The 25,102-nt window shown below is 68.6% G+C and carries 23 protein-coding genes and 1 pseudogene; 11 read left to right on the plus strand and 13 right to left on the minus strand.

The genetic code is table 11. The features are described from left to right. Nucleotide 1 precedes the first annotated feature (1 nt). From cysS to ACAG26_RS04490, 3 genes are read left to right on the plus strand one after another with little or no spacing between them, the layout of a single operon-like run. Entirely contained in the window at nucleotides 2-1,411 is a 1,410-nt protein-coding gene (cysS, locus tag ACAG26_RS04480; RefSeq protein WP_370479876.1) for a cysteine--tRNA ligase, read from the plus strand. Next, nucleotides 1,412-2,353, plus strand: coding sequence for a 23S rRNA (guanosine(2251)-2'-O)-methyltransferase RlmB (gene rlmB / locus ACAG26_RS04485; protein ID WP_370479879.1), 942 nt, complete (start codon nucleotides 1,412-1,414; stop codon nucleotides 2,351-2,353). It begins immediately after the preceding gene. Then, nucleotides 2,350-3,297, plus strand: coding sequence for a glycerophosphodiester phosphodiesterase (locus ACAG26_RS04490; RefSeq protein WP_370479881.1), 948 nt, complete (start codon nucleotides 2,350-2,352; stop codon nucleotides 3,295-3,297). Before rlmB ends, ACAG26_RS04490 begins: the two co-directional genes overlap by 4 nt. On the opposite strand, the gene ACAG26_RS04495 is transcribed toward ACAG26_RS04490, so the two are convergent. Further along, nucleotides 3,294-4,538, minus strand: coding sequence for an SLC13 family permease (locus ACAG26_RS04495; protein WP_370479883.1), 1,245 nt, complete (start codon nucleotides 4,536-4,538; stop codon nucleotides 3,294-3,296). The two genes, ACAG26_RS04490 and ACAG26_RS04495, sit on opposite strands and share 4 nt — an antisense overlap. A gap of 95 nt (nucleotides 4,539-4,633) precedes the next feature. On the opposite strand from ACAG26_RS04495, the gene ACAG26_RS04500 reads away from it, so the two are divergent. Beyond that, nucleotides 4,634-5,884, plus strand: coding sequence for an MFS transporter (locus tag ACAG26_RS04500; RefSeq protein WP_370480384.1), 1,251 nt, complete (start codon nucleotides 4,634-4,636; stop codon nucleotides 5,882-5,884). Here ACAG26_RS04500 and ACAG26_RS04505 read toward each other — a convergent pair. The 3 genes from ACAG26_RS04505 to kstR are packed head-to-tail and all read right to left on the minus strand — an operon-like array spanning nucleotide 5,881 to nucleotide 8,199. Beyond that, nucleotides 5,881-6,807, minus strand: a complete 927-nt coding sequence (locus ACAG26_RS04505) for an MBL fold metallo-hydrolase (protein WP_370479885.1) — start codon at nucleotides 6,805-6,807, stop codon at nucleotides 5,881-5,883. The two genes, ACAG26_RS04500 and ACAG26_RS04505, sit on opposite strands and share 4 nt — an antisense overlap. Then, nucleotides 6,807-7,565, minus strand: coding sequence for a LamB/YcsF family protein (locus ACAG26_RS04510; RefSeq protein WP_370479888.1), 759 nt, complete (start codon nucleotides 7,563-7,565; stop codon nucleotides 6,807-6,809). Before ACAG26_RS04510 ends, ACAG26_RS04505 begins: the two co-directional genes overlap by 1 nt. 28 nt (nucleotides 7,566-7,593) lie before the next feature. Continuing rightward, complete coding sequence (gene kstR, locus ACAG26_RS04515; RefSeq protein WP_370480385.1) at nucleotides 7,594-8,199, minus strand: cholesterol catabolism transcriptional regulator KstR; 606 nt, start codon at nucleotides 8,197-8,199, stop codon at nucleotides 7,594-7,596. 277 nt (nucleotides 8,200-8,476) lie between these two features. Here kstR and ACAG26_RS04520 point away from each other — a divergent pair, with 277 nt between their 5' ends. Continuing rightward, nucleotides 8,477-10,582, plus strand: coding sequence for an acyl-CoA dehydrogenase family protein (locus ACAG26_RS04520; protein ID WP_370479890.1), 2,106 nt, complete (start codon nucleotides 8,477-8,479; stop codon nucleotides 10,580-10,582). A gap of 129 nt (nucleotides 10,583-10,711) precedes the next feature. Here ACAG26_RS04520 and ACAG26_RS04525 read toward each other — a convergent pair whose 3' ends face one another. From ACAG26_RS04525 to ACAG26_RS04535, 3 genes are all read right to left on the minus strand, one after another. Beyond that, nucleotides 10,712-11,569, minus strand: coding sequence for a DUF6585 family protein (locus ACAG26_RS04525; protein WP_370479893.1), 858 nt, complete (start codon nucleotides 11,567-11,569; stop codon nucleotides 10,712-10,714). A gap of 113 nt (nucleotides 11,570-11,682) precedes the next feature. Next, nucleotides 11,683-12,249 (minus strand): hypothetical protein, encoded by a 567-nt coding sequence (locus tag ACAG26_RS04530; protein WP_370479895.1) that lies wholly within the window; start codon nucleotides 12,247-12,249, stop codon nucleotides 11,683-11,685. Between the two features lie 45 nt (nucleotides 12,250-12,294). Continuing rightward, complete coding sequence (locus ACAG26_RS04535; protein ID WP_370480386.1) at nucleotides 12,295-13,362, minus strand: 2Fe-2S iron-sulfur cluster-binding protein; 1,068 nt, start codon at nucleotides 13,360-13,362, stop codon at nucleotides 12,295-12,297. A gap of 157 nt (nucleotides 13,363-13,519) precedes the next feature. Here ACAG26_RS04535 and hsaA point away from each other — a divergent pair, with 157 nt between their 5' ends. The 5 genes from hsaA (at nucleotide 13,520) to ACAG26_RS04560 (ending at nucleotide 18,642) form a co-directional block, all read left to right on the plus strand. Further along, nucleotides 13,520-14,704, plus strand: coding sequence for a 3-hydroxy-9,10-secoandrosta-1,3,5(10)-triene-9,17-dione monooxygenase oxygenase subunit (hsaA, locus tag ACAG26_RS04540; protein WP_370479897.1), 1,185 nt, complete (start codon nucleotides 13,520-13,522; stop codon nucleotides 14,702-14,704). 3 nt (nucleotides 14,705-14,707) lie between these two features. Then, nucleotides 14,708-15,580: a 4,5:9,10-diseco-3-hydroxy-5,9,17-trioxoandrosta-1(10),2-diene-4-oate hydrolase gene (gene hsaD, locus ACAG26_RS04545; protein WP_370479900.1), complete on the plus strand. Its 873-nt coding sequence runs from the start codon at nucleotides 14,708-14,710 to the stop codon at nucleotides 15,578-15,580. After that, the gene (gene hsaC, locus ACAG26_RS04550; RefSeq protein WP_370479905.1) at nucleotides 15,580-16,485 is read left to right on the plus strand and encodes an iron-dependent extradiol dioxygenase HsaC; all 906 of its coding nucleotides are present in this window, start codon (nucleotides 15,580-15,582) and stop codon (nucleotides 16,483-16,485) included. Before hsaD ends, hsaC begins: the two co-directional genes overlap by 1 nt. Continuing rightward, nucleotides 16,485-17,051, plus strand: a complete 567-nt coding sequence (gene hsaB / locus ACAG26_RS04555) for a 3-hydroxy-9,10-secoandrosta-1,3,5(10)-triene-9,17-dione monooxygenase reductase subunit (RefSeq protein WP_370479908.1) — start codon at nucleotides 16,485-16,487, stop codon at nucleotides 17,049-17,051. Before hsaC ends, hsaB begins: the two co-directional genes overlap by 1 nt. Before the next feature lie 124 nt (nucleotides 17,052-17,175). Further along, entirely contained in the window at nucleotides 17,176-18,642 is a 1,467-nt protein-coding gene (locus tag ACAG26_RS04560; RefSeq protein WP_370479910.1) for an HNH endonuclease signature motif containing protein, read from the plus strand. Between the two features lie 147 nt (nucleotides 18,643-18,789). Here ACAG26_RS04560 and ACAG26_RS04565 read toward each other — a convergent pair. From ACAG26_RS04565 to ACAG26_RS04585, 5 genes and pseudogenes are all read right to left on the minus strand, one after another. Continuing rightward, nucleotides 18,790-18,924 (minus strand): annotated as a pseudogene (locus ACAG26_RS04565) (SBBP repeat-containing protein); the annotation flags it as partial. 65 nt (nucleotides 18,925-18,989) lie between these two features. Then, complete coding sequence (gene cysC, locus ACAG26_RS04570; RefSeq protein ID WP_370479913.1) at nucleotides 18,990-20,846, minus strand: adenylyl-sulfate kinase; 1,857 nt, start codon at nucleotides 20,844-20,846, stop codon at nucleotides 18,990-18,992. Continuing rightward, nucleotides 20,846-21,754 carry a sulfate adenylyltransferase subunit CysD gene (gene cysD, locus ACAG26_RS04575; RefSeq protein WP_370479915.1) on the minus strand — a complete coding sequence of 303 codons (909 nt, stop codon included), beginning with the start codon at nucleotides 21,752-21,754 and terminating at the stop codon, nucleotides 20,846-20,848. The genes cysC and cysD overlap by 1 nt, the downstream gene beginning before the upstream one ends. Continuing rightward, complete coding sequence (locus ACAG26_RS04580) at nucleotides 21,751-22,554, minus strand: Stf0 family sulfotransferase (RefSeq protein WP_370479918.1); 804 nt, start codon at nucleotides 22,552-22,554, stop codon at nucleotides 21,751-21,753. Before ACAG26_RS04580 ends, cysD begins: the two co-directional genes overlap by 4 nt. Before the next feature lie 101 nt (nucleotides 22,555-22,655). Beyond that, on the minus strand, nucleotides 22,656-23,108 hold the full coding sequence (locus ACAG26_RS04585) for a DUF2834 domain-containing protein (protein WP_370479920.1): 453 nt from the start codon (nucleotides 23,106-23,108) through the stop codon (nucleotides 22,656-22,658). A gap of 88 nt (nucleotides 23,109-23,196) precedes the next feature. Here ACAG26_RS04585 and ACAG26_RS04590 point away from each other — a divergent pair, with 88 nt between their 5' ends. Then, entirely contained in the window at nucleotides 23,197-23,655 is a 459-nt protein-coding gene (locus tag ACAG26_RS04590) for a universal stress protein (protein ID WP_370479923.1), read from the plus strand. 50 nt (nucleotides 23,656-23,705) lie between these two features. On the opposite strand, the gene ACAG26_RS04595 is transcribed toward ACAG26_RS04590, so the two are convergent. Beyond that, a complete protein-coding gene (locus ACAG26_RS04595; protein WP_370480387.1) occupies nucleotides 23,706-24,980 on the minus strand; it encodes a hypothetical protein in 1,275 nt (424 codons plus the stop codon). Nucleotides 24,981-25,102: the final 122 nt, after the last annotated feature.

A 25,102-nucleotide genomic window follows, 5' to 3' on the forward strand; every position in this document is an offset into this window, starting at 1 on the left:
CGTGACCGATAGCGCCCGCCTGCGGCTCCACGACACGGCAACCGGTGCCGTGCGTGATTTCGTCCCGTTGCGGCCCGGCCACGCCTCCATCTACCTGTGCGGCGCCACCGTGCAGGCGCTGCCGCACATCGGCCACATCCGCAGCGGGGTGGCGTTCGACGTGCTGCGCCGCTGGCTGACCGCGCGCGGCTACGACGTCGCGTTCATCCGCAACGTCACCGATATCGACGACAAGATCCTCAACAAGGCCGCCGCGGCGGGCCGGCCCTGGTGGGAGTGGGCCGCCACCCACGAGCGCGCGTTCACCGCCGCCTACGACGCGCTGGGGGTGCTGCCGCCGTCGGCCGAACCGCGCGCCACCGGGCACATCACCCAGATGGTCGAGCTGATCGCGCGGCTGATCGACGCCGGGCACGCCTACACCGGCGGCGGCGACGTCTACTTCGACGTGCTGAGCTACCCGGACTACGGGCAGCTGTCCGGGCACCGGGTCGACGACGTGCACCAGGGCGAGGGCGTGGCCACCGGTAAACGCGACCAACGCGACTTCACCCTGTGGAAGGCCGCCAAACCCGGCGAACCGTCGTGGCCCACCCCGTGGGGACCCGGCCGGCCCGGCTGGCACCTGGAATGCTCGGCGATGGCCCACACCTACCTGGGGCCCGAGTTCGATATCCACTGCGGCGGCATGGATCTGGTCTTTCCGCACCACGAGAACGAGATCGCGCAGAGCCGGGCCGCCGGCGACGGCTTCGCCCGGTACTGGCTGCACAACGGCTGGGTCACCCTGGGCGGCGAGAAGATGAGCAAGTCGCTGGGCAACGTGCTGTCCATGTCGGCGGTGCTGCAGCGGGTCCGGCCCGCCGAACTGCGCTACTACCTGGGCAGCGCCCACTACCGGTCGATGCTGGAATTCTCCGAAACCGCCCTGCAGGACGCGGTCAAGGCCTACGTGGGCATCGAGGAATTCCTGCACCGGGTGCGCAACCGGGTCGGGGCCGTCGACGTCACGTGCTGGACGCCGCGGTTCGCCGACGCGCTCGACGACGACCTGTCGGTGCCGATCGCCTTGGCCGAGGTGCATCACGCCCGCGCCGAAGGCAACCGGGCGCTGGACGCCGGCGACCACGACGCCGCGCTGGCCCAGGCCGGCGCGATCCGCGCCATGATGGGCATCCTCGGCTGCGATCCGCTCGACGAACGCTGGGAATCCCGGGACGAGACGTCGGCGGCGCTGGCGGCCGTCGACGTGCTGGTGCACGCCGAGCTGCAGCGCCGCGAAGCCGCCCGCACCGAACGCAACTGGGCGCTGGCCGACGAGATCCGGGACCGGCTCAAACAGGCCGGTATCGAGGTCACCGACACCGGTGACGGGCCGCAATGGTCGCTGACGGACAGGGACACCACGTAGATGGCCGGAAATTCGCGCCGGCGCGGGGCGGTACGCAAACCGGGCACCAAGAAGGGGCCGACGGTCGGCTCCGGCGGTGTCCGCCGCCGCGGGCTGGAGGGCCGCGGCGCCACCCCGCCCGCACACAAGCGTCCGCATCATCCGGCCGCCAAACGGGCCGCCAAGGCGGCCAAGCAGCAGGCCGGCCGGCCGGCCAAGCGCACCGACGACACCGAAACCGTGCTGGGCCGCAACCCGGTGCTGGAATGCCTGCGCGCCGGGGTCCCGGCCACCGCGCTGTACGTCGCGCTGGGCGCCGAGGCCGACGAGCGGCTCACCGAATCCGTCACCCGCGCCGCCGATTCCGGCATCCCCATCCTGGAGGTGCCGCGCACCGACCTGGACCGGATGACCACCAACGGGCTGCATCAGGGCCTCGCCTTGCAGGTGCCGCCGTATCGGTACGCGCACCCCGACGATCTGCTGGCCGCCGCGTCCGACGACGTCAAACCCGCGCTGCTGGTGGCGCTGGACAACATTTCCGACCCCCGCAACCTGGGCGCGATCGTGCGGTCGGTGGCGGCGTTCGGCGGGCACGGTGTGCTGATCCCGCAGCGGCGGTCGGCGTCGGTGACCGCGGTGGCCTGGCGCACCAGCGCCGGTGCGGCGGCCCGAATTCCGGTGGGGCGGGCCACCAACCTCAACAGGACGTTGAAGGACTGGGCCGACCGGGGCCTGCAGGTGGTCGGGTTGGACGCCGACGGGGACACCGTGGTCGACGAGCTGGACGGCACCGTCCCGACGGTGGTGGTGGTCGGCTCCGAAGGCAAGGGGCTGTCGCGGCTGGTGCGGGAGCACTGCGACGCGGTGGTGTCGATCCCGATGGCCGGGGCGACCGAATCGCTGAACGCCTCGGTGGCCGCCGGGGTGGTGCTGGCCGAAATCGCCCGCCAGCGCCGGTGACCCGCCGCGAGCAGTCACAAAATCCCCCGAAACGCCGACGATTTGGGGTCTTTTGCGTCTGCTCGGCGTTACTGGCCGCGCCGACGGCGGCGGCGCAGCCACCGGACTTCGACCTGCAGGCGCACCGCGGCGGCCGCGGCGAGACCACCGAGTCGTCGCTGCACGCCTTCGCCAAAGCACTCCAAGTCGGGGTCAGCACACTGGAATTCGACATCGTCATCACCAAAGACCGGCAACCGCTGGTCTGGCACGACCCGACCATCCAACCCGACAAGTGCGCCGACACCGCGCCGCTGTTCGTCGACGACCCGCAATACCCGTATGTCGGTAAACGGGTGCACGACCTCACCCTGGCGCAGCTGCGCACCCTGGACTGCGGTCTGCCGCTCGACGATTTTCCCGACGCCGAACCGGTGCCCGGCAACACCCTGGCGACCCTGCCGGAAGTGTTCGCGCTCAGCGACTCCCGCGACGCCCAGTTCCGCTACAACATCGAAACCAAGCTGGACGCCGCACATCCCGACGAATCCGCACCGCCCGAAGAGTTCGTCGAGGTGATCCTGGCCGCGGTCCGCGCCGCCGGCAAGGTGGACCGCGTCGACATCGAAAGCTTCGACTGGCGCACGCTGCCGATGGTGCGCAACACCGAGCCGAGCATCCCGTTGGTGGCGTTGTGGGATGACACCACCGCGGCCGGCGACCCGGTCCTGGCCGCGCTGGCGGCCGGTGCCGACGTCGTCTCGCCGGAATACCGGATCGTCGATGCAGAATTCACCAACCGGGCACACGCGTTGGGGCTCAAGGTCATCCCGTGGACCGTCAACGACACCGACACCATGCGGGCCCAGATCGCCGCCGGCGTCGACGGCCTCATCACCGACTATCCGGCGCGGCTGCGCAGCGTGCTGGCCGAACTCGGGATGCCGCTGCCGCCGTCGTATTAAACGCCCAGCAGCCGCACGCTGACCCACAGCGCCAACACCGCCGCCAGCACCGCCGCCGGGACCGTGCATAATCCCAACCGGGTGTATTCGCCGACGCCGGCCGGAACGTCGTAGCGCCGCAACACCCGACGCCACAGCAGATTCGACAGCGACCCGACGTAGGTCAAATTCGGGCCGATGTTCACCCCGATCAGCACCGCCAGCACCGCCGCCGGCCCGCTCGCGGCGGCCAGCGGCACCAACACCAAGGTGGCGGGCAGGTTGTTGACCAGGTTGGCCAGCACCGCCGCGACCGCGGCGATACCCAGCAGCGCCGCCAGCCCCGAACCGCTGGGCAGCACCGCCCGCATGCCGCTGCCCAACCCGTTGATCACGACGGCCTGCACCACCACCCCCAACGCCAACACGAACAGCAGGAACGGCAGGTTGGCCGCCCGCACGATGCCGATCACCGTGCTGCGTCGCCGACTCAGGCTCCGTGCGGCCAACACCGCCGCCCCGGCCAGCGCCGCCCACGCCGGCGCGACGCCCAGCGCCTCGGTGACAGCAAACCCGGCCAGCGTCAGGGCCAGCACCACCAGCACAAAGATCGGCACCCGCGGCGGCGCGGCGGTCGCGGCGTGATCGGGCACCGCACGCAGATCCCGGGCGAAAAACCACCGGAACACCACGTACACGGCGCCGTTGGCGGCCAGCCACGGCAGCGTCATCAGCAGGGTGAAACGGGAAAACGAGAGATCCGCGGCGTGAAAGGCGAGCAGGTTGGTCAGGTTCGACACCGGCAACAGCAGCGAGGCGGTGTTGGCCAGGTGCGCGGTGGCATACGCGTGCGGCCGCACCGGCGCGCTGCGGCGCCGCACCATGGCCAACACCACCGGGGTCAACAGCACCACGGTGGCATCCAGGCTCAGCACCGCGGTGATGCCGGCGGCGATGGCGAACACCCGCCGCAGCAGGTGGTGCGGCGGACCCACGTCGGCGCGGGCCATCGCGGCGCCCGCCGCGTCGAACAGCCCTTCGTCGTCGCACAGCTTGGCCAGCACCAGCACCGCGCCCAGAAACGCCACCACCCGCACCAGCCCGGCCGCCTCCGCGGTGGCGTCGCGCAGCGAGATCGCGCCGGTGGCCACTAGGACGCCTGCGGCCGGGATCGCGGCGAACGCCTCCGGCCAGCCCCGCGGCCGGGCGACGGCGAAGCCGAGGACGACGACCAGCAGCAGCAGCGCCAGAATCAGCGACACGAGTGCGGATTCAGCGTTATGACGCCGACGGTATCGTGGCCACAGCGAATCATCTCGGCGAATATTACAGCGATCCAGCCAGCATGCGGTATGACATGGGGGTGCCGGTGGTGGACCCGAATGTCAACCGGGTTGAGCTGCGCCGGCCGCCGGTGTGGCGTGCGCTGGATCTGCTGAGCTTCTCGCTGGCCGATGTCCGCGACGGCCTGGGCCCCTATCTGTCGATCTATCTTCTGTTGACCCATCATTGGGATCAGGCGTCGATCGGTTTCGTCATGGCCGTCGGCGGTGTCGCGGCCATCGTCACCCAAACGCCGGTCGGTGCGTGGGTCGACCGCACGACCGCGAAGCGGGCCCTGCTGATCGGCGGGGTCGTCGGCGTCGGGGTGGGGGCGCTGGCGATGCCGCTGTGCCCGGGCTTCTACGCGATCTCGCTGCTGCAGGCCGTGACCGGCATCGCGGGCTCGGTGTTCGCGCCGGCGTTAGCGGCGATCACGCTGGGTGTGGTGGGGACCCGACAGTTCTCCCGACGCATCGGGCGCAACGAGTCGTACCGGCACGCCGGCACCGCGTCGGCCGCCGCCCTCAGCGGCGCCCTCGCCTACCTGTTCGGCCCGGTGGTGGTGTTTTGGGTGCTAGCGGCGATGGGCGTGCTCAGCGTGGTGGCCACCCTGCGGATACCGGGTGCGGCGATCGACCACGATGTGGCACGCGGGATGGACCACGCGCCGGGCGAGCCGCATCGGCGGCCATCGGGATTCGCGGTGCTGTGGCATAACCGGACACTGATGGTCTTCGCCGCGGTCGTCATTGTGTTCCATTTCGCCAACGCGGCCATGCTGCCGCTGGTCGGCCAGTTGTTGGCGCTGCACAACAAAGACGTTGGCACCGCGCTGATGTCGGTGTGCATCATCGCGGCGCAGGGCGTCATGGTGCCGGTGGCCTACCTGACCGGCACCAAGGCCGACGTCTGGGGCCGCAAGCCGATCTTCCTGGTGGGCTTCGCCGTGTTGGCCGTCCGCGGGTTCCTGTTCACGCTGTCGGACAACTCGTGGTGGCTGGTCGGGGTGCAGTTGCTCGACGGCGTCGGCGCCGGCATCTTCGGGGTGTTGTTCCCGCTGGTGGTGCAGGACGTCACGCACGGAACCGGGCGCTACAACGTCAGCCTGGCCGCGATCACCGCGGCCTGGGGTGTCGGTGCGGCGCTGTCCAACTTCGCCGCCGGATGGGTGGTGGTCACCGCCGGTTACCGGGTGGCGTTCCTGGCGCTGGGCGCCATCGCCGCCGCCGGGTTCGCCCTGTACCTGCTGGCCATGCCGGAAACGGTTGGTAACAAACGCGATTAGCCGGCCGTCCACGGGTCTTCGCGGCGCCACACCGTCGGCATGTGCACCGCGACCCCGTCGGCCTCGGCCAACTCGCCGAGCACCCGCATCGTCACATCCAGGTCGTCGCCGGCATACGGCAGCGCCCGCAACGGTTTTGACAGCGGGCGAAAGAAGTCGTCCCAGTGGGTCAACACCACGGTGGAGGCGCCGACCGCCCGCACCGTCTCGGTCCAGTAGTCGACCAGGTATTGCCGTGACTGCAGACCGAGCTGGCCGACCCCGAGATAGACCACCTCGGCGCGGTGGCCGGCCAGCGCGCCCGGCACGAACCCGGCACTGCCCTGGATCAGCAGCCGCCGCCCCGATGGCCGGTGGTGCACCAGCGCCGACCACGACTCCCCGCATTTGTAGGCCGACGCCTTCACCGGCGGGGTGACCGGCGCGGTGATCACGCCGGGGAACCGGTCGGGTGGGCAGTGCCGCGATTCGATCAGCGTCACCCGGTAGGCGCCCAGGGGGATCGGCTCACCGGGAGCCGCGACCACCACCCGCTCCGCGGAAAGCCCCTGCCCGTAACCGATGTTGGCGGCCGAGGCGCCACCGACCAGCAGTGCGTGGGTGCGCTCGGCGACCACCGCCGAATCCAGCGCGTGGTCGATGTGGGTGTGCACCGGGATGACCGCCGCCAACCGCTGCACCCCGGCGCGGGCCAGGCAGCCGTCGATGCGCGCGGCCGACGGCGCCACCTTGCCCACCGCCACCCGGGGCAGGCTGGGCCGGGAGAAGTAGCCGTCGGTCAGCAGCGCCGACGACCCGTCGTCGATCAGCAACGTCGTCACGCCCAGCCACGTCACCGACAGCGGCGCACCGGCGGCGGCGGCCGGCACCCGGAATCGGTCCGCGTAGCGGGCCAGATCGGGGCGGCCGGGTTTGAGTCGCATCAGCAGAACGCCCGCAGTTCGACACCGTCGGCGCGCAGCCGGTCGGCGACCGCCGCCGCGATCCGCACCGCGCCCGGTGAATCCCCGTGCACACACACCGATTCCGCGTGAACCTGGACCGGCGATCCGTCGACCGCGGTGACCCGGCCGCTGCCCACCATGCTCGCCACCCGGTCGGCGATCATCGCAGGGTCGTGCAGCACCGCGCCGGGTTCGCGGCGCGACACCAGCTGGCCGTCGGGGCGGTAGGCGCGGTCGGCGAACGCCTCGGCCACCGTGCGCAGGCCGCGTTTCTCGGCCTCCTCGAAGAACACCGAACCGGCCAGCCCCAGCACCGGCAGGCCGGCGTCCACCGCGCGCACCGCCTCGGCGACGGCGGTGGCCTGCTCGCGGTGGGTCACGATGGTGTTGTACAGCGCGCCATGGGGTTTGACGTACCCGACCGTGGCGCCGGCGGCCCGCGCCAGCGCCTGCAGCGCGCCGATCTGGTAGACGACGTCGGCGAGCAGATCCTCGGCGGTGGCGTCGATGAAGCGGCGACCGAACCCGGCCAAATCCCGGTAGCTGACCTGCGCGCCGATCCGCACCCCCCGGTCGGCGGCCGCCTGACACACCCGCAACAACCCGGCCGGATCGCCGGCGTGGAATCCGCACGCGACGTTGGCGCTGGTGACGATGCCCAGCATGGCGTCGTCGTCGCCGAGGCGCCAGACACCGAAACCCTCCCCGAGATCGGCGTTGAGATCCACGCGGGTCACGGTCGACAGCTTAAAGCGTGCGGACCGGTCAGGCCGGAGTGTTCTCCCCGTTACCGATCAGCAACCGCACCGCCAGGTCCAGTCGCTTGCTGACGTCGGTCGCCGACGCCCGCCGGGTCAGCCACGCCAGCAGGTTGGACAACCACACATCGGAGATCACCCGGGCAATGTGGTACTGGTCCTCGGTCGGCTCGCCGTCGCTCATCGAGCGCGCAAACATCGAATCGATGATCTTCTCGACGTGGTCGACTTCGCCGGCCGCCGAGGCGTCGGCGAACACGTAGGCACGGGTCATCGCCTCGGTCAGCAGCGGATTGCGCTGCATGGCCCGGTTGAGCTTGCTGACCATCACGTTCAGCCGCTGATACGGGGTGCCCCCGGTCAGCGTGGAGCGGTCGGTTTTGGCGTCGATGCGTTCGAATTCGCGGCCCAATGCCGACACCAGCAGATGCACCTTGGACGGGAAGTACCGGTACAGGGTGCCGACCGCCACGTCGGCGCGGTCGGCCACCGCCCGCATCTGGACCGCCTCGTAACCGCCCTTGGACGCGATGGCCATCGTCGCGTCCAAGATGCGCTTGCGGCGCTCCCGCTGCGCCTCCGACCCGAGTTCCGACTCGGCGAGGGCGGCCACGTTGGAGACCTCCCGTGGCTGCGCGCCCGAAGCCCGGCCTGAGTTGCTGTGCGCTGGCGACGACATGCGGCAGGAAACTCCTTCAACTTTTACGTACCCGTGGGCAACGATACGCATGGCAAGCGCGACTTTCTCGTCTCCGCAGCGCCGAGAAACCCGCGTGTCCTGCTGCGATGGCGGTCGACTTGACGGTCGATCACTGGCACTATTAGAACACGTTCTAGTGGGGCGTGCGTGCCCTTCTCCCGTCAAACGTAGGAGTCCGGAGGTGTCCAGGGTGCCAACGACCATCACGGACGAGCAGTTCGCGGCGCGCGAGCTGGTGCGCGACTGGGCGGCGGGAGCCGGCGCGACCGCGGCGATTCGCGACGTTGAGCAGGGCAAGAGCGAAGCGTGGCGACCGGTTTTCGACGGCCTGGCGTCGTTGGGGCTGTTCGGGGTGGCCGTGGCCGAGGAGCACGGCGGCGCCGGCGGCGGCGTGCAGGATTTGTGCGCCATGGTCGACGAGGCCGCCCGCGCGTTGATTCCCGGGCCGGTGGCGACGACGGCGCTGGCCACCCTGCTGGTCACCGACCCGGAGCTGCTGGAATCGCTGGCCTCGGGGCAGCGCACCGCCGGCGTTGCGCTGGCCGCCGACGTGCAGCGCAACCAGGACCGAGTCTCGGGCACCGCCGAGTACGTGCTGGGCGCCGATGCCGCCGGGGTGCTGCTGCTGCCGGCCGGCGAGAGCTGGCTGGTCATCGACGCCGCCGACGACGGTGTGAGGGTCGAGGCGTTGGACGCGACGGATTTCTCCCGCCCGCTGGCCCGGGTCACCCTGGATGCGGCGCCGGCCACCGTCCTGTCGGTGACCGACCAACGGGTACACGACCTCGCTGCGACGGTCGCCGCCGCCGAGGCCGCCGGCCTGGCCCGGTGGGCGCTGCAGACCGCCACCGACTACGCCAAGGTGCGCGAGCAGTTCGGCAAGCCGATCGGCAGCTTCCAGGCGATCAAGCACATCTGCGCCGAGATGCTGTTGCGGGCCGAGCAGGCATCGGTCGCCGCGGCCGACGCCGCCCGCGCCGCCGCCGAGGCCAGCGACCAGCAGCTGTCGGTGGCCGCGGCGGTGGCCGCCGCCACCGGCATCGAGGCCGCCAAAGCCAACGTCAAGGACTGCATCCAGGTGCTCGGCGGCATCGGCATCACCTGGGAGCACGACGCCCACCTGTACCTGCGGCGGGCCTACGGGATCGGGCAGTTCCTCGGCGGTCGGCCGCGCTGGCTGCGGCGGGTGGCGGCTTTGACCCAGCAGGGGGTACGGCGCGAGCTGCGCATCGACTTGGATGCGGTCGCGCACCTGCGACCCGAGATCAGCGCCGCGGTCACCGAGGTGGCCGCGCTGCCCGTCGAGAAGCGGCAGCGCGCGCTGGCCGAGGCCGGGCTGCAGGCGCCGCACTGGCCGCGCCCCTACGGGCGGGGTGCCGCACCGGCCGAGCAACTGCTCATCGATCAGGAGTTGGCCGCCGCCGGCGTCGAGCGCCCGGACCTGGTGATCGGCTGGTGGGCCGCGCCGACCATCCTCGAGCACGGCACGCCCGCCCAGATCGAGCGGTTCATTCCGGCCACGCTCAGCGGCGACATCTTTTGGTGCCAACTGTTTTCCGAGCCGGGCGCCGGTTCGGATCTGGCGTCGCTGCGCACCAAGGCGGTGCGGACCGACGGCGGCTGGCGGCTGACCGGGCAGAAGGTGTGGACCTCGGCCGCGCATAAGGCGCAGTGGGGGGTGTGCCTGGCCCGCACCGACGCGGAGGCCCCCAAACACAAGGGCATCACGTATTTCCTGGTCGATATGGCCACCCCCGGGATCGAAATCCGGCCGCTGCGCGAAATCACCGGCGATGACCTGTTCAACGAGGTTTTCCTGGACGACGTGTTCGTGCCCGACGAGATGGTGGTCGGCGGGGTGAACGACGGTTGGCGGTTGGCGCGTACCACGCTGTCCAACGAGCGGGTCGCGATGGCGGCCGGCACCGCGCTGGGCAATCCGATGGAGGAGCTGCTGCGCACGGTCGCTCGCCTCGACTTGGACCCGGCGTTGCAGGACCGGCTTGGCGCGCTGATCCTGTCCGCCCAGGTGGGGTCGCTGCTGGATCAGCGCATCGCGCAGCTGGCGGTCGGCGGTGCCGACCCCGGCGCGGAATCCAGCGCCCGCAAGCTGATCGGGGTCCGCTACCGGCAGGCGCTGTCGGAGTTCCGGATGGAGCTGTCGGAGGGCGGGGGAGTGGTCTCCAACAAGACCGTGCACGACTTCCTCAACACCCGGTGTCTGACCATCGCCGGCGGCACCGAGCAGATCCTGCTCACTGTGGCCGCCGAACGGCTGCTGGGCCTGCCGCGCTGAACCAGACCCGCCGAGCAGGCGCAAAGCAACGGGTGGCGTTGAAATTGCGTCGAGGGTCGTCGTTTTCGAAAAATCGCGACCACAGGCGCAATCTCAACATGCGCGCGATGGATGAGAATCGGCGATAGGCTACGTTTCCCCGACATCGGCTTTGCTGGCGTGCGGCGCGTAGCGTTCGATCAACGCGATCAGCAGGCGGAAGTTCGGAATCCGTCGAATGTCGACGGTCACCGGTCGAAAGCGGTCCTTCAACACCAGCCGCACAGAAAGCTGGTGCACGGAAAGATCGAGGATCTCCGACCACGACCACGCATCCGCTCCGCGGCCCAACTGCCCTGCGGTGATCCAGAACACGCCGAAGTCGAGTCGCTGCCCGCCATCAACCGCCGCCACCGCGCGGGCCAACTGGGCCAGAGCGACCGCATTCTGGATTGTCTGGCCCCACTCGGTGGGCCGCTCGGTGCGACTGGTGATCCGGAATTCCGCACCGGTCGTATCGACGAGGGTGTAGCGGTAGCTGGTGTAGTAGGCCTTCGTGCCGCCGTGTTTGATAATGCGCTCGACCACCGACGTATCGGCATAGCGCACCACCTGCAACCGGCCTCGTCGCGCCACCGTCAAACCGTGCTCGAACAGGTCCAGTCGGCGGCTTCGCTGGATTGCCCCGTAGAGCAGCTCACCGACGATTGCGCCCCCGATCACGACCAGCGGAATGGCCCACCCGATAACCTCGACGGCTTGCACCGGAGACCTGGTCAATGTCGGCACCCACAGCGAGGCAAGGATGAGCAGGGCCATGCCGCGCGGGACATTGAACGACGGCGCCCACCAGTAGCGGGCTTGATGTGCGCCGAGGCCGGCCTGCGCCGCCGCGGCGTGGATGCGCGCCAGCAACTCCGGATCGCTGTCGCGTCGTCGGCTCTGGCTTGCCCGCACAACGTCGTACGTTACCGACGGTGCAGGATCGGTAGTCGCACCGATTCCCATTGCCGATTCTCATCCATCGCGCGTCTCGAGATTGCAGTGGGGGTCGTGGATTTTCGAAATGCACGACCCTCGACGCAATCTCAGCATCCGGCGACGCGCTACGCGGGCCGCGCTCAGGAGAAGCTGGCCTGCGCGCAGGTGCTCGGGGTGGTGAGGTTGACCCCCGCGTAGACCACCTGCACGTTCGCGCACACGATCACTTTCGCGTCGGTCGCCGGCCGCCCGGTGGCCCAGTCGTTGGAGTCGATGGTGCCGACGGTCTGGTACTTATCCGGCGGGCCCGCACCGTTGTACAGCGAGGTGACCGTCGCCGATCCACCCTCTTTGAACACCTTCGTTCCCGGCCCCCCGCGGTCGGCCCACGGGCCTTCGCCGCCGGCCGTATGCACATCCAGGTACGCCGAGCGCTTATTCGACCGGATCTCGGTGCTTTGGCGCGCCCACAGATCCGGCGGGAATCCGGCCACCCCGTCGGGGGTGCGCAACTGCACCCCGGCGATGAAGTCGCAGTGCGCCGCGGCGACCTTGCAGTCCACCCAGCTATGCGTCTCCAGCTGATCGGCGGAATCGTTGACCGGGAACAACGTGGTCGCGGTGTCGCTGGCCGCCGCCGCGGTCGCCGGGGGCGTCACCGCTAAGGCCAACCCGACCGCCGCCATTGCCGTCACCAGCCGCCTCATGAATGCTTCCCTTCCGGAGCCGCCGAGTCAGAACTTAGCGCCGCGTTAATCGTCGTAGGTCACTTCGACCGAATCGGTTTCCGGGTGGGACTGGCAGGCCAGGATCAGTCCGTCATCGAGGTCTTGCTGTTCCAGCACGTCGTTGACTTCCATGTTCACCTTGCCGTTGCGCAGCGTGCAGGCGCAGGCGCCGCAGTGCCCCTCCCGGCAGGAAAACGGTGCGTCCAGGCCGGCGTCGAGCAGCACGTCGAGCAGCTTGGCGCCGCGCGGCCAGGACACGGTGTGGGTCTCGCCGTCCAACTCCACCACCGCGGTGGCCGGCGGCTCATCACCGGAGCCTTCCACCTTGACCGCGGCGAACGGATCGCTGTCCAGCGACTTGAACACCTCGATGTGGATCTGGTTGGCGGGGACGTTCAGCGCCTCGAGCGCATCCCGGGCGGCCTGCATAAACGGTCCCGGACCGCAGATGAACACGTCCCCGCCGGTGTACGGCGCGGCCAGTCGGCCCAGCGCGGCCGCGCTCGGCAACCCCTGCACCGACTCCAGCCAGTGCACCACCGTCAGCCGGTCCGGGTACTTGTCGGCCAGCTCGCGCAGCGCACGGGAGAAGATCACCGACCGCTCGTCGCGGTTGGCGTAGAGCAGGGTCACCTGGCCGCTGCCCTGCACCAGCGCCGACTTACAAATGGCCATCATCGGGGTGATGCCGCTGCCGGCGGCCACCAGCAGCAGGTCGGCGTCCAGCGTCTTGGGCACGAAGGTGCCCGACGGGGCCAGCACGTGGATGCGCATACCGGGGTGGGCGTGATCGCACAGCCAGTTGGAGGCGTAGCCGTCGACGGTCCGCTTGACCGTGACGGTGAGCGCGTCGTCGGTGAACGGGGAACTGCACAGCGAATAGCAGCGGGCCACCGAGCCGGTGCGGTCGCTGGGTATGCGCAGGGTCAGGAACTGGCCCGGTGCGTAGCGCAGCCGCTCGGCCGGGATGTCGGCGCCCTCGGGCACGGCAAACACCAGCGACCGGGCGTCGTCGGTTTCGGCGACGACGTCGGCAATCTGCAACTCCAGGACGTGGCTGCCGAGCGGCTCGTCCAGAACGTCCTCGGTCAACGCCTGCCCCTCATCGTTCGTCATAACTAGAACAGGTTACAAAAAACTGGTTACCTAGCGCTACCAGCCGCAGGAATACCGTGCTCGACACGAATCGGAACGTGTTCTAATCTCTGTCTAGGTCGGTACCTCGGCCCGTACTCCCGGGAGGCATCCAGTGACGTCCATTGAACAGCGTGACGTGCAGTCGGTCCTAGCCGGCATCGACGAGCTGCTGCCGCAGCTGCGTGAGCGTGCTCAGGCGACCGAAGACCTGCGTCGGCTGCCCGACGAAACCGTCAAGGCCCTTGACGACGTCGGTTTCTTCAAGCTGCTGCAGCCCGAGCAGTGGGGCGGCCTGCAGTGCGACCCGGCGGTGTTCTACGAGGCGGTCCGCCGGCTGGCCAGCGCCTGCGGTTCGACCGGCTGGGTGGCCTCCATCATCGGGGTGCACAACTGGCACCTGGCGCTGTTCGACCAACAGGCTCAGGAGGAGGTCTGGGGCGAGGACCCCAGCGTGCGGGTTTCCTCCTCGTACGCGCCGATGGGTGCGGGCACCGTGGTCGACGGCGGCTACCTGGTCAGCGGCTCCTGGAACTGGTCCTCGGGTTGTGACCACGCCACCTGGGCGTTCCTGGGCGGCCCGGTCATCAAGGACGGCCGCCCGGTCGACTTCGGCAGCTTCCTGATCCCGCGCAGCGAGTACCGCATCGACGACGTGTGGAACGTGGTCGGGTTGCGCGGCACCGGCAGCAACACCGTCGTGGTCAAGGACGTGTTCGTGCCGCGGCACCGCTTCTTGTCCTACAAGGCGATGAACGACCACAGCGCCGGCGGATATGAAACCAACACCGCGCCGGTGTACAAGATGCCGTGGGGCACCGTGCATCCCACCACCATTTCGGCCCCGATCGTCGGGATGGCCTACGGTGCGTACGACGCCCACGTCGAGCATCAGGGCAAGCGGGTGCGCGCGGCGTTCGCCGGGGAGAAGGCCAAGGACGACCCGTTCGCCAAGGTCCGCATCGCCGAGGCGGCCAGCGACATCGACGCCGCCTGGCGGCAGCTGATCGGCAACGTGTCCGACGAGTACGCGCTGCTGTCGGCCGGCAAGGAGATCCCGTTCGAGCTGCGGGCCCGGGCCCGCCGCGACCAGGTGCGCGCCACCGGTCGGGCGATCGCCTCGGTCGACCGGCTGTTCGAGGCGTCCGGCGCCACCGCGTTGGCCAATGACGCGCCGGTGCAGCGGTTCTGGCGCGATGCGCACGCCGGTCGGGTGCACGCCGCCAACGACCCGGAGCGGGCCTACGTGATCTTCGGCAACCACGAGTTCGGGCTGCCGCCCGGCGACACCATGGTCTAGCCCGTGACCGCGACTGACGAGCTGACTTTCGAATCCACTTCGCGTTTCGCCGAAGTCGACGTGGACGGCCCGCTGAGGCTGCACTACCACGAGGCCGGTATCGGCAACGACCAGACCATCGTGCTGCTGCACGGCGGCGGGCCGGGCGCGGCCAGCTGGACCAACTGGTCCCGCAACATCGGGGTGCTGGCGCAGCGCTTCCACGTGCTGGCCGTCGACCAGCCCGGCTACGGCCTGTCGGACAAGCGCGCCGAGCATCCGCAGTTCAACCGGTACGCCGCAACGGCGCTCAAGGGGCTGTTCGACCAGCTCGGCCTGGGGCGCACCCCGCTGGTCGGCAATTCGCTGGGCGGTGGCACCGCGGTCCGCTTCGCGCTGGACTACCCCGAACTGGCCGGCCGGTTGGTGCTGATGGGGCCGGGGGGCCTGAGCGTGAACCTGTTCGCCCCCGACCCCACCGAAGGCGTCAAGAAGCTCAGCGCGTTCTCCATGGAACCCACCCGGGAGAACCTGGAAGCGTTCCTCAAGGTGATGGTCTACGACAAGAAGCTGATCACCCCCGAGCTGGTGGAGCAGCGGTTCGCGCTGGCCAGCACACCGGAATCGCTGGCGGCGGCCCGCGCGATGGGAATGTCGTTCTCCGGAGCCGACTTCGAGCTCGGCATGATGTGGCGCGAGGTGTATCGGCTGCGGCAGCCGGTGCTGCTGATGTGGGGCCGCGAGGACCGGGTGAACCCGCTGGACGGTGCGCTGGTCGCGGTGAAGACGATTCCGCGCGTGCAGTTGCACGTCTTTGGGCAGTGCGGACATTGGGTACAGGTAGAGAAGTTCGACGAGTTCAATAAGCTGACCGCAGATTTTCTGGGAGGTGCGTGATGAGCATCCGGTCACTGGGGTATCTGCGCATCGAGGCCACCGACGTGGCGGCCTGGCGCGAGTACGGTTTAAAGGTGCTCGGCATGGTCGAGGGCGCCGGTGCCACCGAAGGTGCGCTGTATCTGCGGATGGACGACTTTCCGGCCCGGCTGGTGATCGTGCCCGGCGACCACGATCGGCTCTCGGTGGCCGGTTGGGAATGCGCCGACGCCGCCGGCCTGCAGGACATCCGGAAACGGCTGGAGCTGGAGGGCACACCCTACAAGGAGGCCACCGCCGCGGAGCTGGCCGATCGCCGGGTCGACGAGATGATCGTCTTCCAGGACCCGTCGGGCAATAACTTGGAGGTGTTCCACGGCGCCGCGCTCGAACACCGCAGGGTGGTCAGCCCGTACGGGCATAGGTTCGTCACCGGGGAGCAGGGCCTGGGTCACGTGGTGCTGTCTACCCGCGACGACGCCGAGGCGCTGCACTTCTACCGCGATGTGCTCGGATTCCGGCTGCGCGACTCGATGCGGCTGCCGCCGCAGTTCGTCGGCCGCCCGGCCGACGGCGCCCCGGCCTGGCTGCGTTTCTTCGGCTGCAACCCGCGCCATCACAGCCTGGCGTTTCTGCCGATGCCCACCCCGAGCGGGATCGTGCACCTGATGATCGAAGTCGGCGAGTCCGACGATGTGGGCTTGTGCCTGGATCGGGCGCTGCGGCGCAAGGTGCCGATGTCGGCGACGCTGGGCCGGCATGTCAACGACAAGATGCTGTCCTTCTACATGAAGACCCCGGGTGGGTTCGACATCGAATTCGGTTGCGAGGGACTGCAAGTCGATGACCACGACTGGATCGCCCGAGAGAGCACCGCGGTGAGCCTGTGGGGTCACGACTTCACCGTCGGCGCGCGCGGGCAGTAATGTCTGCAGCACCGCTCGACCCGCGCGCGTTCCGTAACGTGCTGGGCCAGTTCTGCACCGGGATCACCATCATCACCACCGTGCACGAGGATGTCCCGATCGGGTTTGCCTGCCAGTCGTTCGCGGCGTTGTCGCTGGACCCGCCGCTGGTGTTGTTCTGCCCCACCAAGGTGTCCCGGTCCTGGCAGGCCATCGAGGCCAGCGGGCGGTTCTGCGTGAACGTGCTCACCGAGTCGCAGAAGCACGTCTCGGCGCGGTTCGGCTCCAAGGAGCCCGACAAGTTCGCCGGGATCGACTGGGAGCCTTCGGCGTTGGGGTCTCCGATTATCGCGGGGTCGTTGGCGCACATCGACTGCACGGTCGCCGACGTGCACGACGGGGGCGATCACTTCGTGGTGTTCGGGGCGGTGCAGTCACTGTCGGAGCCGCCGGCGATCAAACCGCGGCCGCTGCTGTTCTACCGCGGCGACTACACCGGTATCGAGCCGGACAAGACCACCCCGGCGCAGTGGCGTGACGATCTGGAGGCGTTTTTGACCGCCACCACCGAGGACACCTGGCTGTAAGCGGCCGCATCGGTCCGTGGCGCCGGGCAGACCCCCCGTTCGCGACTTGGCGCAGTTCGCCTGCTGAACTAGCCGCCGCGGCGCTGCCCAAGGCTTGTCGGGGGGTGGGTGTAGCGTCGGGACTATGTTCGATAACACACCATCGTCGCAGGTCACCGAGCCTTTTGTCGGTGTCGATGACGCTGGGGTGATCGATGCTATTGCCGCGGCTTCACGTGCGCAGAACGCAATGTGCGCGCGGGAGTTGGCCGCCATCGGCGAGCTGTATGTGCGCCGGGCGCCCGAGGGCGAAATCGAGCGGGCGAACTGGGCGGTGGATGGCTATGACAATCTGGTCGCCGAAGTGTCTGCAGCGCTGGGGATCAGTCGGGGCCGGGCACGGGGCCGGCTGCGGTATGCGATCGAGTTGCGGGAGCGGCTGCCTCGGGTTGCTGAGGCGTTCGCGCGCGGGGACATTGATTTTCGGGTGATGGCCGCGGTGGTGTATCGCAGCGAGTTAGTCCAAGACCCGGTGCTGGTCGCCAAGCTCGATGCCGCCGTGGCCAAGCATGCGCCCAAGTGGATGCGGTTTTCCAAACCCAAACTATTTGAGCGCATTGACATGTGGATCGCCCGGTTTGATCCTGCCGGGCGGCGGGTGCCCGGCCAGCGCAACCAGGACCGCTATGTCGAGATCGGACCCACCGATTCCGGGCTGGCCGGGATCTGGGCGCAGGTGCACGCCACCGACGGAGCCGCCTTGGATCAGCGGCTCGATGCGTTGGCGGCCACGGTGTGCCCGGATGACCCGCGCACCAAGAAACAACGGCGGGCGGACGCGTTCGGCGCGTTGGCCGCCGGCCTGGACGCACTGCGCTGTGAATGCGGCTCCCCGCAGTGCCCGGCAGCAGGCCGGCGAGCGGGCACCGACGTGATGGTCCATGTCCTGGCGGAGCAGGCCACCTTGGACGGGGACGGCCACGCGCCGGGATATCTGCCCGGGTTTGGCCCAATACCGGCCAGCGTGCTGAGTGAGATGGCGCGCACCGCCAAACTCAAGCCGCTGGTGTGGCCGTCGACGGCGCCGGAGGCAGGGTATCGGCCGTCGACGGCGCTGGCCGAGTTCGTCCGACTGCGTGATCTAACGTGTAGGTTCCCGGGCTGCGATGAGCCGGCGATCCGCTGCGACATCGACCACACCGTCCCGCATCCGCTTGGCCCCACCCACCCGTCAAACCTCAAGCTGCTCTGTAGATTTCACCATTTGCTCAAAACTTTCTACACCGGGCTGGGCGGTTGGGCGGACCGCCAATTGCCCGACGGGACTGTGATCTGGACGTCGCCCAGCGGGCGCATCTACACCACCAGCCCCGGCGGGGCGATCTTCTTCCCGGTATTGGCTGCCCCCACCGGCAAACTGGTGCTGCCCACCGCAACCCAGCTACCCCACACCGGGCGCGGGGTGATGATGCCGCGACGTAGCCGCACCCGCGCCCAAGCACGTCGCTACCGCATCACCTGCGAACGCCGGATCAACGAAACCCGGCTCGCCGAAGAACACCGAAAACGCTTGGCCGAATTGGCCCGCAACAACGAACCGCCTCCCTTCTGACCAGCAGCGTCAGCCCGAGGACGCATGCCCGCGGGCCTTGCCGTCCGGCATCGGGCTGGCCGGCGCGACCGATGCGTCGCGGAAAGCCCGAGCTGCCGTCCGCTGGTGCTGCCATGATGGGGTCCGTGGAGACCTCGGCGGGTGACACCCCGTTAGCAGCTTCACCACCCGGTTGGTGCCGGCGTCGGCGACGTAGATGTTTCCCGCCGAATCCACCGCCACCCCCTCCGGGTATTTGAGGCCGTCGAACGGCAGCTCGGTCTGTTCACTCGCCCCGTCCGCGCCACGGCCACCGGTTCATCGTGCGGCCGTCTCCGAGTTGGATCAACCCAACGCTTTACGGTCGGTTAGCTGACCCGGTCAAGCGCCTCGAGCACCTTGGCGACCAACGTCTCGATGTCGACGCCGGTGGTGTCGAGAACCAGATCGGGGTTTTCCGGCTCCTCGTATGGCGCCTCGACGCCGGTGAGGCCTTTGAGCTCGCCTGCCCTGGCGCGGGCGTAGAGCCCTTTAGGATCGCGCTTTTCGCATTCAGCCAGCGGCGTGGCCACGTACACCTCGACGAACGGCAGCTTCGCGGCATCGTTGAGCGTGCGCGCTATCTCCCGGTCGGATCTCAGCGGCGATACCAGCGAGGCCAAGGCCACCACGCCGGCGTCGGCCAGCAGACGGGTCAGATGCCCGACACGACGGATATTCTCGGCGCGATCGCCCGCGGAGAAGCCGAGATCGTCGGACAGGCCATGCCGGATGTTGTCGCCATCCAGCAGATAGGCGACTCGGCCGGATTCGACCAGTGCCCGTTCGACGGCCACCGCAATCGTCGATTTGCCCGACGCGGGCAACCCGGTAAACCACACCGTCGCACCGCGTTGCCCGGTCGCCGTCCAACGGAAGTCGCGGTTCAATGACGACGGGTGCCACCGGATGTCGTTACGGGTCTGCGCACCGGGTTTGACTTCGCGCGGCTCGGTGATGGTGCCCGCGCCGACGGTGTCGTTGGAATGTTCGTCGATCAGGATGAATGCGCCGCTGTCCCGATTCTCGGCGTACGGGTCGGCGATCACCACCGAACTGGTACGCAACGTGATCGAGCCGATGTCGTTGAGCACCAGTTCGACCGGATCGTCCTGGTCGTCGAGCGTCTCGGGGTCGAGCCGGCTGTGTAACGCCTGCACCGTGGCCCGAACCGTATTGGCGGCCTGTTTGAGCGCCAACCGATCCCCGGCCCGCAGCGGCGTGTCGCTAAACCAGCACACCGTCGCATCGAGCTCACGGGCCAGCACCGGCAAGGCCGCGTCGTCGGCGCCGCTGACCAGCACGTCGCCGCGGCCGACGTCGATGTCGTCGGCCAACTCGATCGAAACGGACAGCGGCGCGACCGCGGTTGCTCGGTCGTCGTCGAGCGTGTCGACCGCTGTCACGGTTGAGCGGGTACCGGCCGGCAGGCTGATCACCGGATCGCCGACGCTCAGTGTGCCGGACGCTAAACGACCGGTGTAACGGCGGCGTTGCTCGGCCGTCGGACGGGACACCCATTGCACGGGCAGCCGGAGTTTGGCGGCTTGGGGTTGCGGCGCAGAAAGTTCCACATTCTCCAGGTACTCCAGCAGCGGAGGGCCGGTGTACCAGGGGGTGCGCTTCGAGCGGTGCACCACATTGTCCCCGAACTTGGCCGCGATCGGGATGACGGTGATCTCGGCGCCGCCGAGCCGAGCCGCCAGCTGCTGCAGCTCGTCGGCCACCTCGTTGAACCGTTGTTCGTCGAAGTCGAGCAGGTCGATCTTGTTCACCGTGGCGACGAAGTGTTTGATGCCCAGTAGTTTCGCGATGCGGGCGTGCCGGTTGGTTTGACGAAGCACCCCGGCTCGGGCGTCGACCAGCAGGATCGCGACATGGGCGTTGGACGCCCCGGTGAACATGTTGCGGGTGTAGCGCTCGTGGCCCGGGGTGTCGGCCAGGATGTAGCTGCGGGTGTCGGTGGAAAAGAACCGGTAGGCGACATCAATCGTAATGCCCTGCTCCCGTTCGGCGCGCAGGCCGTCGGACAGCGCCGCCAGGTCGGCGACGCCGGCCTCGTCGGTGACGGCTTTCAGGTGATCCAGGGGCAGGCTGTCGGTGTCGTGCAGCAGCCGCCCGATCAGGGTGCTCTTGCCGTCGTCGACCGATCCCGCTGTGGCGAGTCGAAGCAGCTGACGCGTCATCAGAAGTACCCTTCGCGTTTGCGGTCTTCCATCGCGGCGACCGACGTCCGGTCGTCGGCGCGAGTCTCGCCCCGCTCGGACACCGTGGCCGCCGAGATTTCGGCGATCACCCCGGCGATGTCGACGGCTGTTGACCGCACCGCGCCGGTGATCGTCAGATCGCCGACGGTGCGGTAGCGCACCCACTCCACCGCCGATGCTTCGCCGTTCGCCGGCTGCGCATATTCCGATACCGCGAGCAGGATGCCGTCGCGTTCGAACACCTCGCGCTGGTGCGCGAAGTAGATGGACGGCAGCTCGAGGTTTTCCAACTCGATGTAGCGCCAGATGTCCAGTTCGGTCCAGTTGCTCAGCGGGAAGACGCGTACCTGCTCACCCTTTTTGATGCGGCCGTTGTACAGCGACCACGGCTCGGGCCGTTGCGCGCGCGGATCCCACTGGCCGAATTCGTCGCGGAAGCTAAGGATGCGCTCCTTGGCCCGGGCGCGTTCCTCGTCGCGGCGGGCTCCGCCGAAGGCCGCGTCGAATCCGTGTGCTTCCAGGGTGTCGAGCAGGGTGCGGGTCTGCTGCCGGTTGCGGGAGCCCCCGAAACCCGGGTCGGGAACGCGACCGCGGTCGATAGACTCCTGAACCGAGCCGACGATGAGCTTGTGGCCGTGCTCGGCCAGCCGGCGGTCCCGGAATTCGATCACTTCACCGAAGTTGTGGCCGGTGTCGACATGCAGCACCGGGAACGGCAGGGGTGCCGGCCGAAACGCCTTCTCCGCCAACCGGAGTAGCACGATCGAATCCTTGCCCGCGGAAAACAGCAGCACCGGTTTGGTCAGCTCGGCGACCACTTCGCGGATGATGTGCACCGCTTCGGCTTCCAGCAAGCGCAGTTCGTCGACGTGAATGGTGTCGGTCATGTTGGGAGCCCCGCTTTCTCGGCGTCGGCGCGGTATCGTTCCACCCACTCGTCGGATCGCTGATCGGCTTGGCGTTCGAGCACGGGGGCGGGCGCCAGCCGGGGATCCTCGCCGAGCGCCTCGAGCACCGTGCCGACAATCTGGGTGAGGTTGCGCCACAGCACTGGGTAGGGCACGTCGATGGGAGAGACGCCTTCTTCGTCGAACCACGTCCGCCAGCCCTGTTCCTGCTCGCGCAGCATGGTGACGACGTGCGCTATTGCGCCGGCGTGGTATTCGGCGCGGGCATCACGCTCCGGGTGTGGGCGCCCCCGCCAGACGCGGGTCTGCACCGCACGCCAAAACGACACCGCTTGGGACACCACATCTGGGCGGTAGACATGCACGAGAACCGGGTCGGTGCCGATGACGTCACGGATGGCCGCCAGCAGTCCGTCGCCGGAGCGGTTCGGCAGGTTCTTGGCTCGGTGTAACAGCAACGGGGTCTGGTTCCACATCAGCTTGCCACCCCACACGCCGTTGGGGGTACGGCCGACCGTCCTGATGTAGTCCCGCCACACTTCGGCGGGCGCGAGGTCGGGGGTGCCCGCGTCGAGCGGATCGAGCAGTCGCAGGATGGATTCATCGTCCACGCCGGCGAACCACTCACGTGGCTGCGGGGCTTGACTGGTGCTCGGTAAGTACTGGAAGAACTCCTGCGGTTCCCCAGCCACGCCGGTGGCGCGCAACGACTCCACCAGCAATGTGCTGCCGCTGCGTTGCGATGCGAGCACCAAGTAAGCCGACCTGCGGGATGTCACCTGGGCGAGCCTAACCGGCAGGTCACCGCTGTGCATCGCGTTGGTTTGCGTTCACGCTGATGGAAAACCTTGCTGGATACCACGGCACAGACTGTGGAGAGTCACCCCACGTCTACCCAGACAGTCCACGCCACGGTCGCCACGGCGACGACTGCCAGCAGGATCGTGTCTGTCGCGCTAAGGCGGGGCGCGTCGGAGGTGCCCATGCGTAATTCGCGCGCGATCAGAAACAGCGGAAACGTAACACTGATCGCGGTGACAAATGCGCCTGCAATGTAGAGCCAAACGTACTTAACGCCATGCCTTCTGGCCTCGATCACCATCAGGATGACTGCAGAGAGGGCGACCAGCAGAGCGTCGGCACTCATCGAACGCGATGCCGGTGTGACCTTGGAGTCGTTAATGAATTCGAGCAGGAACCGGGCGGACTGGTCGAGGTAGGCCGCATTCTGACTCCAGGTGGCGACGAGCGCGGCGACGGCGATAACGCCGTAGCCGAGGCAGAGGATCTTGCGCGAAGTGGGGAGGACCGAGGCCGGGTCGGCTGTTGTCATAGCTCACGCTAAGCGAACCGAACCGTCGACGGCACGGGAACGGCAACTTCGGCGGTTGCCCGGCGGCGGCGTTTACACTGTGGGGGAAATGAGCGCCTATCAGACCGTCGTGGTCGGCACCGATGGCTCGGACTCGTCGCTGCGTGCGGTGGACCGCGCAGGCGCGATCGCTTCGGATCATGGCGCGAAATTGATCGTTGCGACGGCGCATCCCCCCGCCCCCGAGGAACGCGGCGGTTGGAGCGTGCCGCCGGGCAGCACACACGGCGAGGACTACCGACTGGTGGGCGACGCCCCCATCTACGCGCTGCTGCGGGACGCCAGGGAGCGGGCGCACAAGGCCGGGGCCAAGAACGTGGAGGAGAAGTCGATCGTCGGCGCCCCCATCAACGCGCTGGTGCAACTCGCCGAGGACGTCCATGCCGACCTGCTGGTCGTCGGCAATGTCGGACTCGGCAGCGTCGCCGGGCGGCTGCTGGGATCGGTTCCATCCGAAGTCTCCCGCAGGGCCAAGACCGACGTGCTGATCGTCCACACCACCGACTGAGACGTCGTGAGGAGTCGTTCGGCGGCGGGCCACAACCTGTTGCCAGGGCATCACGACCGATGCCAGCGGGCCTGGTGTTCGGCGTGTGTCGGCAAGTACGCGCCGGGAGCGAACAGCTCGTCGTAGAAGTCGAGGTCGAGATGTTGGGCCTGCAGATACATCAGGACGTGCACGGTCGGCACCGTGCCGGGCAGCTTGCCGAACGTGTCGTAGATGTAGGTCGCCTCCAGCGTGACCAGTTCCTGAATGGCGTCGGGCGGCAGCGCGGACGCCCGCACCCGCGCCGTCTCCGACCAGGGCCCGGCGGTGTCGGAGTGAAATGGGCCGCCGGGACCGAACTTGCGCGCGACGAGCTTCTCGACGCCCGCCGCCACCGACGGCACATGGGGTGGGCTCAGTGTCTCGAAGTATCCGGGCAGACCGGTGGCGTTCGGGAACGGCCACCGATCGTCGCTGTCGGAGACAAAACCTAACCCGGGCGCCTTCGGGTCACCGGAGCCACCCAACACCGACAGCCGGTCCAGCCCGTCGTAGATCCAGCCGCCCAGCCCGATCGCCTGCAGCGCCAGCATCCCGTTGTTCGCGGCGATGGCGAGTTCCGCGCTGGCTTCGGTCAGCGTGTACTGCTCCACAAACGACAGCGGGATCGGGTCGTCGGCGTGGCGCAATCCGGCAAAGCGTTCGGTGCCGCCGATCGGGCGATGGTTGATGTCGTCGAAAATGCGGTAGCCGTTGGCGGCGAAGAACCACAGATTTTCCATCAGATGCTCGGCGAGGTCGGCCACCGGAAACGCCAGCAGGCTGCCCGGATGGTTGCCGATCCAGGTGTTGTGGCCCTCCATATAGGGCTCTTCGCGCGGAAGTTCCAGCCGCGAATCCGAAATGCGAACATACGATTCGGCGGTGTGGCCGATCCATTCCTCGATGCCGCCGAATGCGCGCGGGGCCTGGTCGCGGGTGGGTAGCAGATAGGTTCCGGTGTCGTCGGTGAAGAACAGCTGACTGGTGTGGAAACCCGCCGCCGACGGAAAGGTGCGGCCGGTTGCGCTGCCGGAGTAGTTGGGCAGCGCCGGCGCGTAGCCGGGGTGGTGGGTGATGCCGTAATGCCACCCGGTGACGCCGCCGGTCACCGACAGCACCAGCGCCCGCTCGACCTCCGATAACGGCTGGACCGGGCGTCGGCTGGTGAACGCCAGCGCGCCGGCGGGAATCCGCCCGCCGACCGGGAACCGGCGTGATCGCCGCCCGGTGATCGCGGCCAACAGCGGGAACTGCGTCACCGCGGCCAGCGCCGCCCGCTCGTGATCGGAGATGACCAGGCTCATTGCGTTCACTCCCACCCTGCTCATGGATCCAGCCGTACTGGCCGTCACTCGCGGCGGTCCACACAGGTAGAGCGCCCGGTCAGACCCACCGCGTTGGCAGTCACCGTAATCGGCGGGGCGGA

This window comes from Mycobacterium sp. pUA109 (genome assembly GCF_041287095.1).
Taxonomy (GTDB): Bacteria; Actinomycetota; Actinomycetes; order Mycobacteriales; family Mycobacteriaceae; genus Mycobacterium.

Coding starts and splice junctions, on each gene's coding strand:
- cysD (WP_370479915.1), bottom strand. CDS start 21,754: ATGACCGACACCATTCACGTCGACGAACTGCGCTTGCTGGAAGCCGAA.
- ACAG26_RS04500 (WP_370480384.1), top strand. CDS start 4,634: ATGGGGGTGCCGGTGGTGGACCCGAATGTCAACCGGGTTGAGCTGCGC.
- ACAG26_RS04505 (WP_370479885.1), bottom strand. CDS start 6,807: ATGCGACTCAAACCCGGCCGCCCCGATCTGGCCCGCTACGCGGACCGA.
- ACAG26_RS04525 (WP_370479893.1), bottom strand. CDS start 11,569: ATGGGAATCGGTGCGACTACCGATCCTGCACCGTCGGTAACGTACGAC.
- ACAG26_RS04530 (WP_370479895.1), bottom strand. CDS start 12,249: ATGAGGCGGCTGGTGACGGCAATGGCGGCGGTCGGGTTGGCCTTAGCG.
- ACAG26_RS04560 (WP_370479910.1), top strand. CDS start 17,176: ATGTTCGATAACACACCATCGTCGCAGGTCACCGAGCCTTTTGTCGGT.
- hsaB (WP_370479908.1), top strand. CDS start 16,485: ATGTCTGCAGCACCGCTCGACCCGCGCGCGTTCCGTAACGTGCTGGGC.
- rlmB (WP_370479879.1), top strand. CDS start 1,412: ATGGCCGGAAATTCGCGCCGGCGCGGGGCGGTACGCAAACCGGGCACC.
- ACAG26_RS04595 (WP_370480387.1), bottom strand. CDS start 24,980: ATGAGCCTGGTCATCTCCGATCACGAGCGGGCGGCGCTGGCCGCGGTG.
- cysC (WP_370479913.1), bottom strand. CDS start 20,846: ATGACGCGTCAGCTGCTTCGACTCGCCACAGCGGGATCGGTCGACGAC.
- ACAG26_RS04590 (WP_370479923.1), top strand. CDS start 23,197: ATGAGCGCCTATCAGACCGTCGTGGTCGGCACCGATGGCTCGGACTCG.
- hsaC (WP_370479905.1), top strand. CDS start 15,580: ATGAGCATCCGGTCACTGGGGTATCTGCGCATCGAGGCCACCGACGTG.
- ACAG26_RS04585 (WP_370479920.1), bottom strand. CDS start 23,108: ATGACAACAGCCGACCCGGCCTCGGTCCTCCCCACTTCGCGCAAGATC.